We start from the raw sequence: 15,619 nt of genomic DNA on the forward strand, positions 1-15,619 counted from the left end.
CCCGGAGAGTTGTATTTTAAAGTCAAAGTTTATTGGTTATCAAACATTTAACCCTATCCTGCCAGAGGCTTGTGTCTGACGGCTCAAACACTTGTGGCTGTCACGACAAAGGCTTGCGGCTGTCAAAACAGGGGGGGAGGGTGCTCGGCGTAAAAGGCTCTCTTCTGACTAATCGCTGTAAACCGATGTATTCAGGAAATATCCGCCCGATAGGATGCTGCCCCTCATCTTTAGCAAAAGCAACCGTCTATACCGTGTACTCAGGTATTGATATGATACTCCTTAGATAAATGGGCGATGGCTTCACCCTGCTTTACTTGACATATCATCTATTACAAGTCGTTGTTCATAACTGTACTTCATAAAAGCACACCCCAAAAGTTTTTGTCTAACTTTTGGGGTGTGCAGTTCAGTTCAAACATCCGTAGCTTCGCAATCTATCAGAAGCTATATTTGCACCCTACATAAATGGAGCGCGGCTGAGTAGGTCCGTAGATATATCCACTGTCGCGTCCGGCGCCGCGATCGAAATCTTTCTGGAAAGAGTTGAAGATATTCGTCAATCCGGCATACAGTTGCAACTTGGTAGCAGTGAACAACCGGAAATCGTAAGAAATCTTTGCGCCCAAATCGAAGAAGGAAGGCGTAGTCTCCAGTTCGTCCCAATGAGGAGCAGCGCCCGAAGCATCTGCCACGGCTGTACGTTTCTTGGCATCGAGGGCGGCAATGTCCGACAAGGCAGATCCGGCTCCCCACTCGATGACATGAGGCACTTTCATCTGTCCTGTGAAAGTACCGGTCAGCGCAATGTTCAACGGATTGACGGGATTCCACCCAAAGGTGAAGTAACCGTAAGCATTGGGTGTGCGGGTCATGGCTCTGTCGGTCTGTCCCTCGTTCACGAATTCTCCTTTTGCGTCTTTTTGGAAGTTCGAGCCGTTCACTTCGGGTTGGTCTCCCGACGTCAGCGTCGTACGCTCGCCCCACTCTTGAGGAGAGTCGTATTTGCTTGAAGCCAACGTAAATCCGGCCTGCAACTGCACGCGGCGATAGGCCATTCTGGTTTCAAGGTTCACACCGAATATCTTTGCACCTTCACCATTGACACGGTTGTAACGCTTGATGCCGTCATGCTGGTCGGCCTGCACCTCTTCACCGAAAACGTCTTTCAGTCGAGTATAGAATCCTTCGGCAAGCAGGTTGATATGAAACTCCCCGAAGCTGTGATATGTGTCTGCGCTGACGCTGAACGAGTGGCTTACTTCCGGCTTCAGTCCGTCGATATTGGTGATTTTCTTAGCCTCACCACCGATTACAGCCACGTGCAGGTCTTCATCGAAAACTTGCGGGGCACGGAAACCTTTGGCATAAGTGGCACGCAGGTTGATGTCTTTAGTAGGGTTGAAACGCAAAGTGGCACGAGGACTCACAATAGGATTATCCACCTCAGAGTGTTCGTCCAAGCGGGCACCCAACAAGAGGCTCCATCTCGCATTCTTCCATTCCACTTGAGCAAACTGGCTCCAGTTGTTGATGCGTTGATCTGTTTCGGGATAGAGAGGAATAAGATTTCCGTTCTTGTCTTTCACCAGCGTGCCGTCTTCGTTCTTTGCCGGTGTCCAGCTACGAATGGGCATTTTATCTTTCAGCATGTCCCGCGTGTATTCGGCCCCGAACAATACCTGTGCCGGCATGAAAAGGAATTTGTCGAAGTCGTATGAATATTGCACACCGCCCATGTAAGTACGACCTTTCGTCACACCGTCATTCTCACCGTAATACTCTTTAGGAATGGGATATCCCAACTTACCATATTCATTGCCCGTATCGTCCAGTCCATCCAAAGCACCGATACCGCCATAGTAACTCTTGCGATTCACAATCTGTCCCGACACATAGGCCTGAAAGTGATGTTTCGAGTCGGCCGAACGGAGGTCGTATTTCAGGTTTCCGCTATAAATCGAGTGGTCGGTCTGTTCGGCCACGGATGCCACATGCTCCGGCCAATCCAGATGATCGCCACCGCGACGGAACTCTTGAATACCGTGTATCTCGGCTGTCAACCGGCTGTAGTCCGACGTACGCAGGAATGTATGAATACCGGCCGAACGGGAATCTATCTTACCTATTTCAGAGAAGCCGTCACCGTCTTTATCCCACGGATTACGTGTACGCATCTGTCCGAAGAACATGGCGCCCGTCCGCTGGTCATCGCTCACGATGGAACCGTTGAATGCAAGGTTGTTGTCCATTCTCTTCATACCGGTGAAGCCCAATGACTCATTCAGACTAAACGAGTTCTGCGTGGGCTCTTTGGTGATGATGTTCAGCACACCGGCAATGGCCGAAGAACCGAAGAGGGCGGAACCTCCTCCACGCACCACTTCTACACGGTCTATCATGTTGACCGGAATCTGCTCCAGACCATATACGCCCGCCAACGCACTGAAAATGGGGCGGGAATCTATCAGAATCTGAGTGTAACGTCCGTCCATACCGTTGATGCGCACCTGATTGAAGCCGCAGTTCTGGCAGTTGTTCTCCACGCGTACACCCGGCTGGAAAGCAAGTCCCTGCGAGAGGTTGTTAGCGTTGGAAGAGCTGAATAGCTTGCCGTCAATGACGTTCACCAACGTGGGCGCCAGACGACGGGTTGTCTCCGTACGGTTGGCCGAAACGACCACGGCATCCAAAACAGCAACATCTTCTTCGAGAATAAAGTTGACTTCCTTTGTAACGGTTCTCTCCAAAACCACATCTCGTTCTTGTGTCTTATAACCTACGGCTTTCATCACAATAGTCTTGGTTCCCACCGGAAGATCCATTAACCGATAGTGTCCCGTATGATCGGAAACGGTCCCGATCGTGGTTCCTTTAATGAAAATACTCACTCCGGGAACATGTTCGCCCGTAACCGATTCGATGATATGTCCTACAATGTTGGCATCTGTCCTCACTTTCTTATTGGAGTCTTCCGCATGCAGAGAAAGTGTTGCCAAACAAAAGAATACAATTAAATTAAATAATCTCATATTGATAATATTTTTATTGTTTTTAAGCACGAGTATAGTATACGTGCTTTTTTGGGGGGTGCAAAGTTAAATACTATAAATATTCCCGCAAACTTTTCTTGATGAAAAAATGAATCATTCAAGTTGAAAATTAGCAAAAGTATCCGTCGGCGGAATAATTATAACGCATACCCGATCTCTTCATGAAATTATTATCAGCCGATCTCGAAGAATGAAGCAATTGAACAAACTGACCCTGATTCCTGATGATGTGTTGATAAAGGAACAGGATAATATCTTTACAAAAAAAGTCCTTTTTCTTTTCCTTTTGAGAAAGAAAACAGCGTTGTCTTTTCTCACTCCTATACAGAAGGTAGATCAGTATACGACTGATGTACCATCTGTCGTATACTGATGTGGCATCAGTCCTATACTGATCCATACCCTTGTCAGAAGGGGTTCTGGCGGGGGTAGGAGATTGTATCCTGATGGTTGGCTAAGAAAGACGGCCTGGTTTGGAAATTTTGTTACAACATCCCTCTTCTTGGGGCTATTATCGTAGCTTAAGGTGTTTCATGAAATTATAAAGCATGTAATCGTGCTGAAAATCGGAGGATGTAATTTAGAACCTGTTTATTAAACTTTATTCAATAGCATTCTAAGGATGCCGGTTTTACCCGGCACTATACATGAATTTGTGTGCAGCCTCCCGCAAATACCCATTTATAGGTGTCCTCGTTCTTCTGAAATAGCCCTTTGAACGATAATGCTATATAATTGGTACAAATTTATGGTACTTCTCCGTTTTCTTTTGCTACATTTGTACCGTGTACGCAAACGAAGAACTATTGATGGTCGAATCCATAACATATAAAATGTCGCAGAATCATGAAAACAAACTATGAAATCCGCTATGCCGCGCATCCCGATGATGTTAAAGGCTATGATACGAAAAGAATCCGACGCGATTTCCTTATAGAAAAGGTGTTTTCTCCGAACGAAGTCAATATGGTATATTCCATGTACGACCGTATGATAGTGGGAGGTGCCATGCCTGTGGGCGAGGTGTTGAATCTGGAAGCCATCGACCCGCTTAAAGCACCTTACTTCCTGACTCGTCGCGAGATGGGAATCTTCAACGTGGGCGGACCGGGCGTGGTGAAAGCGGGCGACGCCGTATTCAATCTGGACTACAAGGAGGCGCTCTATCTGGGTTCGGGCAACCGTGAAGTAAGTTTCGAGAGCAACGACGCCTCACATCCTGCCAAATTCTATTTCAACTCCCTGACAGCACATTATAACTATCCGGACAGGAAAGTGACGAAAAAAGACGCCATCGTTGCCGAGATGGGGTCTTTGGAAGGATCTAACCACCGAAACATCAACAAGATACTGGTCAATCAGGTGCTGCCCACCTGCCAGTTGCAAATGGGCATGACCGAACTGGCGCCGGGTAGCGTGTGGAACACCATGCCGCCGCACGTGCACAGCCGGCGCATGGAGGCTTATTTCTATTTCGAGTTGCCCCAAGAACATGCCATCTGTCACTTTATGGGCGAAACAGATGAAACGCGCCACATCTGGATGAAAAACGAGCAGGCGGTGCTCTCTCCCGAATGGTCTGTCCACTCGGCAGCCGCCACACACAGCTACACTTTCATCTGGGGCATGGGAGGAGAGAATCTGGACTATGCCGACCAGGACTTCTCGCTGATTGCAGATCTGAAATAAAGCATCAGAACCGTTTTGAACTTATATTCTTAAACTTAATAATTTAACATTATGAATCCGTATTTGAATTTTTCTTTAGAAGGTAAAGTAGCCCTCGTTACAGGTGCTTCTTACGGTATCGGTTTTGCCATCGCTTCGGCTTTTGCAAAGCAAGGTGCGACAATCTGTTTCAACGACATCAATCAGGATTTGGTAGACAAGGGTCTGGCCGCTTATGCCGAGAAGGGCATCAAAGTACACGGCTACGTATGCGACGTGACCGATGAACCGGCCGTTCAGGCCATGATAGCCCGCATCGAGAAAGAGGTAGGCTCGGTAGACATCCTCGTGAACAATGCCGGCATCATCCGCCGTGTGCCCATGCACGAGATGGAAGCTGCCGATTTCCGTCGTGTCATCGACATCGACCTGAACGCTCCGTTCATCGTATCCAAGGCCGTACTGCCGGCTATGATGAAGAAAGGGCACGGCAAAATCATCAACATCTGCTCCATGATGTCCGAGCTGGGACGCGAAACCGTGTCGGCATACGCTGCAGCCAAGGGCGGCTTGAAGATGCTCACCCGCAACATCTGCTCCGAGTATGGCGAATACAACATCCAATGCAACGGCATCGGGCCGGGCTACATCGCCACTCCGCAGACGGCTCCGCTGCGCGAAAAGCAGGCCGACGGAAGCCGCCATCCATTCGACTCTTTCATTTGCGCCAAAACTCCGGCAGGCCGTTGGTTGGATCCGGAAGAGCTTACAGGTCCTGCCGTGTTCCTCGCATCGGAAGCGTCGAACGCCGTGAACGGACATATCCTCTATGTGGACGGCGGTATTCTGGCTTATATAGGCAAACAACCGAAATAACAACAAGAACGGGGTGTGTAAACACACACCTCTTTGATATTCTTTCAGGCACGGATTACACGGACTTCACGGGTTTTATTTATAAAGAGACCGTGTTTTTCCGGGTCATCCGTGCTTTTTTAAGATAAACAATTCAATCCATGAAGAAACTTCTTTTATTATGTCTGGCAGTTTGGTGCTGCTCGGCATGCAGTGAAAACAAGACCGTCACCGTCACGGTGACCAACCCGCTGGAAATGGAACGTTCCGGCGAGATGGCAGAGGTGTCTATGGCCGAAATATCTTCCCGGCTGAATTTGTCAGATACGGCACAAATCGTGGTGTTGAACGCCGAGGGCGAACAAGTGCCCTATCAAGTGACTTACGACGGAACACTTATCTTCCCCGTTGCGGTGAAAGCCAATGCCTCGGCTGTCTATACCATCCGTACTGGTGTTCCCGCCGATGTGCAGGTAAGGGCTTGCGGACGGCAATACCCGGAGCGCATGGACGACATGGCTTGGGAAAACGACTTGGTGGCTTTCCGCGCATACGGTCCGGCTTTGCAGGCAAGGGGCGAGCGCGGCTTCGGTTACGACCTGTTTACGAAACGCAACACCACAGAACCTATTTTGGAGAGTCTATACGAGAAAGAGGTGAATAAAGAGGTACGTGCCAACATCGCCGAACTGGGGAAAACCGACCCCAAGGCCGCCGATGAGTTGAGGCGTTCCATCTCTTATCACATCGACCACGGCTTCGGTATGGACTGCTATGCGGTAGGCCCCACGCTGGGAGCCGGTGTGGCGGCGTTGATGGTGAGCGACACCATCGTTTATCCGTGGTGCTACAAGACGCATGAGGTGCTGGACAACGGGCCGTTGCGCTTCACGGTGAAGATGGAGTTCACTCCGCTGAACATCGAAGGCGACACCACGGTGATAGAGACACGTCTGATTACATTGGATGCCGGTTCGCACTTGAACAAGACCGTCATCTCTTACACCAACCTGAAAAAGGCTCTGCCGGTGGTTACAGGCATTGTGCTGCACGAACCAGACGGTGCCGTGGTGGCAGATGCGCCAAACGGTTACATCACTTACGTAGACCCCACTACGGGCCCCGATAACGGCAAGATATTCATGGGAGCCGCTTTCCCCGCTCTTGTAAAAGAAGCCAAGACCGTGCTCTTCTCCGCCGAGGAGAAGAAGCGACGCAATGGCGCCGACGGGCATGTACTAGCCGTCAGCCACTATGAGCCGGGTACAGACTATGTGTATTATTGGGGCTTTGCATGGAGCAGGGCAGACATCAAGACTGCCGATGCATGGAACCGCTACATGGCGGACTTTGCGCAGAAAGTACGCAACCCTCTAACAGTTGAGGTGAAATAAAAGAGTCTCCGCATTACAGCGCCTTGAACTCGTAGCCCTCTTCTTTCAAGAAGTCGATGGCACGAGGCAAGGCGTATTGCAGGTTTCCGTTACACCACGACTTCAATGAATCGTGGAAAGTGATGATGGAGCCGTTTCGGGCATATCTCATCACGTTGGCCAGCACTTGAGGGCCGCGCAGCTTCTTACTGTAATCGCGGGTCACCAAGTCCCACATCACTATCTTGTAAGAGCGTTTCAGCTTCAGGTATTGCGCGGCGAACATATGTCCGTGAGGGGGGCGAAACAGCAACGGGAAGAGCACTTTCTCCACGTTGCAGTTGATGTCTCCGCCCATCTCCATAAAGATGCGTGCCTGCTCCGTGTTGCCCAGATACTTCTCGGCCGTGTATTCAAATCCCCGAATATGGTTGAACGTGTGATTGCCGATGCGGTGTCCGCGTTCCACCACCATGCGGAACTCTTCAGGATGCTTCCGTATGTTGTCGCCCACCATGAAGAAGGTGGCTTTGATATCATCCTTATCCAGCAAATCGAGTACCCAAGGAGTCACTCCGGGAATAGGACCGTCATCGAAAGTCAGGTAAACGGCTCTTTCGTTAGGGTCCATCCGCCAGATGGCGCCGGAATATAGCTTGCGGATAAATTCGGGAGGTTGCTCTATAAACACGTGGGATAGCGGTTAATGATTAGCGGTTAGTTAGTAGTGATTAGCGGTTAGCGGTTAGTAGTAGTTACCAATCACTCACCGCTAACCGCTCATTTCATTCTTTCTACATACATATTATACAACCTTTCGACTTTGGGGGCATAGACGTCGGCCAATCTGGAGTTATACTGCTTCATGGTCTTGACCTCGGCATCGAGCACGGCCCAATGGTATTCAAACTCACGGACGGAGATGGCGAAGCGGTTGTCGTCCAGACTCATGTACCACGTCATGTATTCCACCGACTTGTCGGCAAGGGCTTTCGCTATTTCGTCCGCCTTGGCGGTTTCGCCCAGTTGGTAATAGGCTTCGGCCATCTGCATGGCGCCGTTCTGCCAGTCGTATGGCACGTTGCAGGCAGGAATCATTTTCTCGACATAATCCAGTGCAGCCTTTGCCTTGTCTTTTTTCCCCTCGCGCATCAACTGCTGGATGAGCTGGGAGAAGATGCGTCGGTGCGAGTAGCACATGCGCATGGCGTTCTCGTCGATGTAGATGCCCGGCTTGTCGATGCCGCCGAACTTGAACTTATTCATCAGGTTGTCGTACATCTTTTCCGAATCTATCTTCACCCCCGTCTTGTCCGTATCGAACGGTGTGAAACGGTAGGTAAGTCCCTCTTGGATGAAGTGGTTGCCCATGTTCAGCTGGTTCTCTTGACCAACGCTGACCGCAATGTAGATGGGGCGCTCCCAGTTGGCTTCGCTCAGCATCTCGAGCATCATCAGCTCGCTCTTGTAGAGGGCGCGTTTGCCTTTCAAGGAGATGTGCATGTAGTCAGGGATGCTGTCGCCCGGAATCATCATCCCGCTGCGGCGCACCGCCTCCTTATCCACCTTGACGACGATGCTGTCCGTCGGAATCACCTTCAGCTCGTTGTCTTTGGGCGAGCGTATCCAGTGCTTCAGGATATTCTTAAGCTCGTAAGGATTCTCTCCGAACTCTTTCTTCACGTTTATCAAGGCTTCCGGGTTACCTCCCAATGCCTGCTTCTCGGCCTCGGCATAGAGTTGGTTGATGCTTTTCTTGTATTCCGGATGGATGGGGATATACTCGTTGGTACCCTCCACATACTCCATACGGTCCCAAGTGATGGGCAGCGACGGACTGTTATAGGCCGGTCGTTTCATCTGGTCGATGTACCAGTCGGTCTGCAAGTAAGAGAGGTTGCACGTGCGGGCATCGGTGCGGAAGCCTTCCACCTCCTGATTGTACCACAGGGGGAAGGTGTCGTTGTCGCCGTTGGTATAGATGACGGGGTTGCCCGACTCTTGAAGAGACATCAGGTAGTTCTGTCCGAAGTCGCGCGCCATGTAGCGGTCGCTGCGGTCGTGGTCGTCCCACGTCTGGCTTGCCATCTGTATGGGCACGAGGAGGCAGACTGCGGAAGCAAGGATGCCGGCCGGAAGCTCCTTCATCTTGGTGTAGTGGCGCAGCAAGCGCACAAGTCCCGCCACACCCATACCTATCCAGATGGCAAAGGCGTAGAACGAGGCGGCATAGGCGTAGTCGCGTTCGCGCGGCTGGCTTGGTGTCTGGTTCAGGTAGAGCACAATGGCGATGCCGGTCATGAAGAAGAGGAAGAACACCACCCAGAACTGCTGGATGCCTTTCTCTCCCCGATAGGCTTGCCACAGCAGCCCGATGATGCCCAGCAGCAAAGGCAGACAGAAGAAGACGTTACGCCCTTTGTTCTGCTGCAACTCCTGCGGCAGCAGACTCTGGTCGCCCACCAGCAGGTTGTCGATGAAGGGGATGCCCGTAATCCAGTTGCCGTGCTCAATCTCGCCGCTACCCTGCAAGTCGTTCTGTCGGCCGGCAAAGTTCCACATGAAGTATCGCCAGTACATCCAGTTGAGCTGGTAGGAGAAGAAGAACTTGATGTTTTCCCACTGCGTGGGCATGTTCACCATCACCATGTTGCCGCACTTGTCGTAGGGCACGTCGTATCCCTTGATGTCTTGCCATGCACGGTACTGCTGCGCGTGTGTGCTGCTGTACATACGGGGGAAGAACATGTTCTGCGCATATTCGTACTCGATGCGTCCCGGAATTTCGATATATGCGTCTTTCTCGTCGGGCGTGGCCTTCTCCTTGCGGATGAACTTCGTGCCTTGCGTCTGGATGCGCGGCTCGCAATAGCCGTCTTTAGAGTTCACGTCGAGCGCCACCTGCGACGAGAAGGCGGGGCCGTAGAACAGCGGACGCGTGCCGTACTGCTCGCGCCCCAAGTACTCGCCCAGCGTGAAGATATCTTCCGGAGAGTTCTGGTCCATCGGCGTATTGGCTGTGGAACGAATCACAATCAGCGCATACGAGGAATAGCCGATGACAATGAGCATGGTGCACAGCAGCGACGTGTTGAGCGTGCGTGCCGAAACTCGGAATTTCTCGTTGATGCGTGCCTGCGTCTTCGGGTTGAGGTAAAGCCAAAGGGCGGCGATGACCAGCACACCGATAGCCACCGCACTGCCTCCGTGTCCGTAGAACGGGATGCCCAGCATGCCGATGGTGAGGACGAACGAAAGCGCCATACGCGTCTTGTTCGCCTCGGCGTAGCTCTCATATATTCCCCAGACGAGGGCGGCCGCCAGCAAGACGATGTACACGATGACACCGCTGTTGAAAGGCATGCCCAGCGTGTTGACAAAAAGCAGCTCGAACCATCCGCCCACCTTCACGATGCCGGGCACAATGCCGTAGAGCACGGCAGCCACCAGCACCATCGAGGCTGCGAGGGCCAGTAACGAACCCTTGGCATCGGCATCGGGCGTTTTCTTGTAGTAATACACCAGCACGATGGCAGGCAGACAGAGCAGGTTGAGCAAATGCACGCCGATAGAAAGCCCCGTGAGGTAAGCAATCAAAATCAGCCAACGGTCGCTGTGAGGCTCGTCCGCCACATCTTCCCACTTCAGTATCAGCCAGAACACGACAGCGGTGAACAGCGACGAGAAGGCATACACTTCGCCCTCCACGGCACTGAACCAGAAGGTGTCGCTGAACGTATAGGCCAGTGCGCCTACCAGTCCGCTACCCATGATGGTGACAAGCTGTCCGCGTGTGATGTTGTTCTCGTCCGTCACCACCAATTTGCGCACCAAGTGCGTGATGCTCCAGAAGAGGAACAGGATGCATGCGCCGCTCATCAAGGCACTCATGTAGTTCACCATGCGGGCAACGGTGGAAGCGTCGCCGGCAAATTGCGAGAACAAATTGGCCACAAGCATGAAGAACGGTGCGCCGGGCGGATGTCCCACTTCCAGTTTATAGCCGGTAGTGATAAACTCCGGGCAGTCCCAAAAACTGGCAGTCGGTTCAATGGTCAGGCAATAAACCGTTGCCGCAATGAGGAATGTAATCCAACCCATCAGGTTGTTCACTGTTCTGTACTGTTTCATTCGGATGAAATTCGTTATTTGTTATTTCTTAATAATCAACTGTTTGTATTCCGTTTGTCAGACACTTGCGTCTGTCGTGTCAAAGGCTTGTGTCTGTCATGTTGAACACAAGTGCCTGTCAGCTCCGGCACTTGTATCTGTCGCAACAGGTGCAACTGTCGATGCAGACACGGCTGCAAAGATAATGATTTCATCCTAAATCAGTGACAAAGAGACGCATTATTAGGATAGGTTAAAAAAAACAGGGACTGATTTTGCAGTGGCGGAGGCTTTTCAAAGAAACAGCATGCCGCCATTTATCTTTCAGCCATATCCCTCCTCCGCGGACAGAACGGCCGCGCCTTCGGTGCCCCCGATTTCGGGGGAACTCTTGAGGAGGGGTTATGCTATGCTATGCTGTGCTATGCTATGTGTACCAAATGTTACATTTTAAGCCTTAAATGTTACATTTATGACGCTTGACTTTTCAGAATCATGTTCCACCAGAGCACTGCTTTGTAAAGAATTAACACCAATCTGCTATCAAGTGACACCCCTTGCGAGAGATACCTGTAGGTGGGCTTCGGTGGAGATATATCTCCACCGTGCTGGATGTATATGCGGAGCGCACTGCATCTATAGTTCCAGCACGGGGAATCTATATAGCGAGCCGAAGTGGGGATAATTCCCTTGTAAGAGGTAAAAAATTTTCCTTCAGCAAAAGAAATCTGCCATAGAATAAATTTAGCTTGGACTTACGAGCATAGCGGTAAGCGTTTGAAAGTTACAATTGGGTAGTATAAGTTTAACTCTTTTATCGCTATATTTCTAATAATCAAAAAAGCATTGATTGAGTTATATTGAATTCAAGTATTGAGGATAAATTTTAAAAGATAGAACTTGATTTCGGGGAATAAATCTCTTTCTCAAAATAGAGATTTATTCAATTTTGCCAAACTTAATTGTCAAAATAAAGATTAGCAAAAACTTTTGTTATTCAAACTTTTTTTAATAGTTTTGTATCCGAAGTTAAGAAGCGTCTTCAGCTTCAATATTTTGTGAAATGATATTGTAAGAAGCGTTGTGCTTCATTCTTGTTCTTGAAAACCTAGGAAATTTTCAAAACTATACAAGGGTGGCACAGACGATTCCTACGCTGGTTTCAGCGTGGGTCTGTTGTCTGTTCATTTGTATAGTTGGGTTTTCCTAGGACCTTCAAGAATAATGGATGGCACGCAGTGCCGCGCTTTCTGTTTTTTTACATCTTCGGAGGAACGCGGAGAAACTAATAGTATATTACTATATCCCCTACTGTCTATTTTGCAGTTTTGCAATTTGTTTATCACGACATTTGAGTGTCACATGATGCTAAAAGCGCAGCCACCTATAAGCTCGCCTGCCTATATGTCATCTCCTCTACTTGACCTGATACCTAAAGTCAGCGGGGTTATTCTAGCAGTGATACCTGAATGTTTTATTTTCGACATAGCATGGTATTGGATATTTTTAATAAACGCAAGAGGATTAAACTATGATTAAATTACAGTTTATATTAGCCATTGCTCTATTATTGTGTTTGGCCCCCATGCCCTATGGGTACTATATTTTAGTACGATATGGCAGCGCCATTTTATTTGGGACAATGGCATATCAATATTATTTAGAGAAAAAAGAAAATCCGGCTTTAGTATGGGGTACTTTGGCAATATTGTTTCAACCTATTATAAAAATATCTTTAGGAAAGACAATATGGAATATTATAGATGTTTTGGTAGCAATAATCTTGTTTATGATTATCTTGTATTCTAATAAAAAAGAAAATGAACCTTCAAAATAAAGTATTATATGACAGCACAGGTTAGAGAAAGATTAATTTATAACAATGAAGAGTATTCTCTTGCAACAGAACCGTTATCCCCCTATCTTGCAAAGCATAAGATAGAGTTCCCTTCTACTACGACAGCATGTTGGAGAGGGTATTGGGGAAAGTGGCTTATTGAAAACAATAAATTATATCTTATAGATTTAAAGGCCAACAGCGGCAAGTTTTTTTTTGATGGTAGAACAGTCGGAATTGATTATTTATTTCCCGGACAGAATAAAGTTTTTGCAGATTGGTATTCCGGTGAAATACGCATCCCGTATGGTAAAATGATGCAATATGTACATCAAGGATATGCCTCATTATATGAAAAAGAACTCTTTTTAACGGTTGAATCCGGAGTCATTGTGGATGAATGTGAAATAGACAACACCCATTTCTACAATGATAAGAAGGGTATGAAAAAACGGAATCAAGCAGATATCTTTGAAGCTATATTTGGTGTGAAGCCTTTAAGGAGTACTAGAGCGAAAAATCAAAAAAAGAAAAGTTGGTTAAAAAATGTATGTGAACGACTTTGTAGATTGTGGCGTATAAAATAGAATAAGCCTGCTTCGCGCCCTTACTATCGTATGTGTTGAGAGGAGGAGAAAGGAGCGGCCGAAGCATGGGACACAAAAAAAGATGACGCCGATGCCACCGAGTCTGAAAAGACAAAACCGGCGTCATCCGCGTCATCCGCATCCGAAAAAAATCATTCACTAAAACTTATATCCGAAGCCCAGATTCAGGTAGATGGGATACATGTTGAACGTAACGGTCTGGAAATCCTTCTTGAATACATTACTGAAAGCCCAAGTAAAATCGGCATTGACCGAGAAATGGCGGAATGCCTGCCACGTGCCGCCTATCTGTGCCCCGTACTGGAAACGGCGGAGGTCGGAGCTGAAATCATAGGTCGACGACTTGCCGTCCGTAAACTCCACCTTCTCGCCCGTAGGTGTACCTTCCCTCAGATAGCCGTCGCTCACCGAGCCGGAGAAGTCGCCATCCATACGATAGGACACATACATGCCGGCGCGCACCTTCCAACTGCCGTTGAACCGATAATTGGCCATCACCGGCAAGGTGAGGAACGTACTGTTATAGTTCGTCTCCACCCGTCCTGTCCACCGTCCGGCCACCTTGTTGCCGTCGTTCAGTATTTCCGTGCTGTAATTCTTCACCCTTGCATCCGTCTTTATGCCTTTCTCTTCGATGCGCAAGCCCGTCGATACGCCCCAGTTCCTCTCGCCACCCAGCCACTTCGTGACCGTTCCTTCCACCACCCCGTTGAATTTCGGGTTGAAGCTGTTCACCTCGCGAATCTCTTCGGGCAACGGGATGGGCGATGCCCCACCGATGTTTACACCTGCCTTCACTTCATATTCCCAGCCCTTTTTCTCCGATTCCCTTATACTTTGGTTCCTATCCTGCTGTGCCACAGCCACCACCGACCACATGCCGAGAGCCATCGCAACCATTCCTTTGAAATATATCTTCATGGCAATAATTTTATTTATAATACAAGTTTATTTCATCCACATACAACGTACTGCCCACGGCGCCGTTGAAATCAGCCCCTCCCTCGCTCGAAGAGAACACGATGGCAAGGTTGTAGCTGCCGTTGCGCAACTTCTCCGCGTCAATCGTCCGGCCGCCTACGGGCTTGAATTCTGCCGAGAAGCGCGTCCACTCCTCCGCCTCCTTACGGTTTTCCACCTGTGCCATCATCACGATATTCTCGTGCGTCTTGATGTTGGTTCCGTCAAGATAGGGCACGTCTTTGGTCACTTCATACATCACGGCATAGATATCGAAGACATCCTTCTTGTCCGGCTGCTCCTCACTGTTCTTATTGATATATTTCTCACCGGCTTTGTATTTGAAGTAGCCGTCCAGCCCCAACGGTGTCATGCGGAAAGGCACACCGAAACGGGTTGATTTGGCCATATTGCCAATGTTGATTTTAAACTCCCCGATGAAGAGGTTTCCTGCCGCCAAAGAAGCTCCCATCATTGCTCCCAGCGAGCCGGTGGAGCGAGTGACAAGTTTGGCGCACTTACCCTCGTATCCATCCTCTGCCTGACTGGTCGGATAGTCCGTTGCAGGAGCCGTGCTGTTGGTAATCATGAAACCTGCATTGCCACTGCTCCACTCCATATCAGTTCCTTCGATGGTCCGGTCGTAAAAGATATGGAACTTCTTCTGCGGCTCGGCCGTCGGGTCCCATATATCCGTATATTCGTAGTACTTGATGTTCTCGAAATGATACTCCGTAGCCAGATTCTCGGAGATGAACGACACCTTATACGTCTTCTTCCACTGTCCGTCCTGCGATGTGACGGTGTAAGTCTGCGGCGATGTAAAGTCCCGCTTCGTACCACTGGCAGGTTCTATCGCAGCTCCTTCGGTCAGCGTGAAGGTTGGCGCAAGGCTTGTCAAATCCTCCCATCCGTTGACGTAAAACTTAACTTCAGTATTCGTAATCACCGGTTCGCGAATAAGCAGATTTCCACTCACGGCGCATGCCACGATGTCCGCTTCAGCATTTGCTGCCTCGTCTTTGATACACGACGTCATCCATGCGGCGAAACACAGCCCCACAAAAGCAGCCTTTGTTATTCCTTTCAAATTCATACCTTAATTGTTTTTATTAGTTTTTATTCCGGCTCCCCCATATGTCCGAATGTTTTACG

The 15,619-nt window shown here is 49.3% G+C and carries 10 protein-coding genes; 5 read left to right on the top strand and 5 right to left on the bottom strand.

Features of this window, described 5'->3' with window-relative positions:
• Positions 1-440: 440 nt before the first annotated feature.
• The gene (locus C3V43_RS08255) at positions 441-3,032 is read right to left on the bottom strand and encodes a TonB-dependent receptor (protein ID WP_106070518.1); all 2,592 of its coding nucleotides are present in this window, start codon (positions 3,030-3,032) and stop codon (positions 441-443) included.
• An 867-nt stretch (positions 3,033-3,899) separates the two neighbouring features.
• Between C3V43_RS08255 and kduI the strand changes: the two genes are divergently transcribed.
• From kduI to C3V43_RS08275, 3 genes are all read left to right on the top strand, one after another.
• Positions 3,900-4,742: a 5-dehydro-4-deoxy-D-glucuronate isomerase gene (gene kduI / locus C3V43_RS08265; RefSeq protein WP_106069397.1), complete on the top strand. Its 843-nt coding sequence runs from the start codon at positions 3,900-3,902 to the stop codon at positions 4,740-4,742.
• A gap of 51 nt (positions 4,743-4,793) precedes the next feature.
• Positions 4,794-5,597, top strand: a complete 804-nt coding sequence (locus tag C3V43_RS08270) for a gluconate 5-dehydrogenase (RefSeq protein WP_106069398.1) — start codon at positions 4,794-4,796, stop codon at positions 5,595-5,597.
• A 140-nt stretch (positions 5,598-5,737) separates the two neighbouring features.
• Complete coding sequence (locus C3V43_RS08275; RefSeq protein WP_106069399.1) at positions 5,738-6,970, top strand: BT3233 family polysaccharide utilization protein; 1,233 nt, start codon at positions 5,738-5,740, stop codon at positions 6,968-6,970.
• Between the two features lie 13 nt (positions 6,971-6,983).
• Here the strand turns inward: C3V43_RS08275 and C3V43_RS08280 are convergent, their stop codons facing one another.
• Entirely contained in the window at positions 6,984-7,640 is a 657-nt protein-coding gene (locus tag C3V43_RS08280) for a polysaccharide deacetylase family protein (RefSeq protein ID WP_106069400.1), read from the bottom strand.
• Positions 7,641-7,729: 89 nt separating this feature from the next.
• On the bottom strand, positions 7,730-11,080 hold the full coding sequence (locus C3V43_RS08285) for a glycosyltransferase family 117 protein (protein ID WP_106069401.1): 3,351 nt from the start codon (positions 11,078-11,080) through the stop codon (positions 7,730-7,732).
• A gap of 1,510 nt (positions 11,081-12,590) precedes the next feature.
• Between C3V43_RS08285 and C3V43_RS08290 the strand changes: the two genes are divergently transcribed.
• A complete protein-coding gene (locus C3V43_RS08290; protein ID WP_106069402.1) occupies positions 12,591-12,896 on the top strand; it encodes a DUF6804 family protein in 306 nt (101 codons plus the stop codon).
• Positions 12,897-12,904: 8 nt separating this feature from the next.
• Positions 12,905-13,483 carry a hypothetical protein gene (locus C3V43_RS08295; RefSeq protein WP_106069403.1) on the top strand — a complete coding sequence of 193 codons (579 nt, stop codon included), beginning with the start codon at positions 12,905-12,907 and terminating at the stop codon, positions 13,481-13,483.
• Positions 13,484-13,642: 159 nt separating this feature from the next.
• On the opposite strand, the gene C3V43_RS08300 is transcribed toward C3V43_RS08295, so the two are convergent.
• Together C3V43_RS08300 and C3V43_RS08305 are read right to left on the bottom strand one after the other, a co-directional pair.
• The gene (locus C3V43_RS08300; RefSeq protein WP_106069404.1) at positions 13,643-14,425 is read right to left on the bottom strand and encodes a porin family protein; all 783 of its coding nucleotides are present in this window, start codon (positions 14,423-14,425) and stop codon (positions 13,643-13,645) included.
• Between the two features lie 10 nt (positions 14,426-14,435).
• The gene (locus tag C3V43_RS08305; RefSeq protein WP_174704385.1) at positions 14,436-15,560 is read right to left on the bottom strand and encodes a PCMD domain-containing protein; all 1,125 of its coding nucleotides are present in this window, start codon (positions 15,558-15,560) and stop codon (positions 14,436-14,438) included.
• Positions 15,561-15,619: the final 59 nt, after the last annotated feature.

It is taken from the genome of Prevotella heparinolytica, assembly GCF_002998535.1.
In the GTDB taxonomy this organism is placed as follows: domain Bacteria; phylum Bacteroidota; class Bacteroidia; order Bacteroidales; family Bacteroidaceae; genus Bacteroides; species Bacteroides heparinolyticus.

Coding starts and splice junctions, on each gene's coding strand:
- C3V43_RS08290 (WP_106069402.1), top strand. CDS start 12,591: ATGATTAAATTACAGTTTATATTAGCCATTGCTCTATTATTGTGTTTG.
- C3V43_RS08255 (WP_106070518.1), bottom strand. CDS start 3,032: ATGAGATTATTTAATTTAATTGTATTCTTTTGTTTGGCAACACTTTCT.
- C3V43_RS08300 (WP_106069404.1), bottom strand. CDS start 14,425: ATGAAGATATATTTCAAAGGAATGGTTGCGATGGCTCTCGGCATGTGG.
- C3V43_RS08295 (WP_106069403.1), top strand. CDS start 12,905: ATGACAGCACAGGTTAGAGAAAGATTAATTTATAACAATGAAGAGTAT.
- C3V43_RS08270 (WP_106069398.1), top strand. CDS start 4,794: ATGAATCCGTATTTGAATTTTTCTTTAGAAGGTAAAGTAGCCCTCGTT.
- C3V43_RS08305 (WP_174704385.1), bottom strand. CDS start 15,560: ATGAATTTGAAAGGAATAACAAAGGCTGCTTTTGTGGGGCTGTGTTTC.
- kduI (WP_106069397.1), top strand. CDS start 3,900: ATGAAAACAAACTATGAAATCCGCTATGCCGCGCATCCCGATGATGTT.
- C3V43_RS08275 (WP_106069399.1), top strand. CDS start 5,738: ATGAAGAAACTTCTTTTATTATGTCTGGCAGTTTGGTGCTGCTCGGCA.
- C3V43_RS08285 (WP_106069401.1), bottom strand. CDS start 11,080: ATGAAACAGTACAGAACAGTGAACAACCTGATGGGTTGGATTACATTC.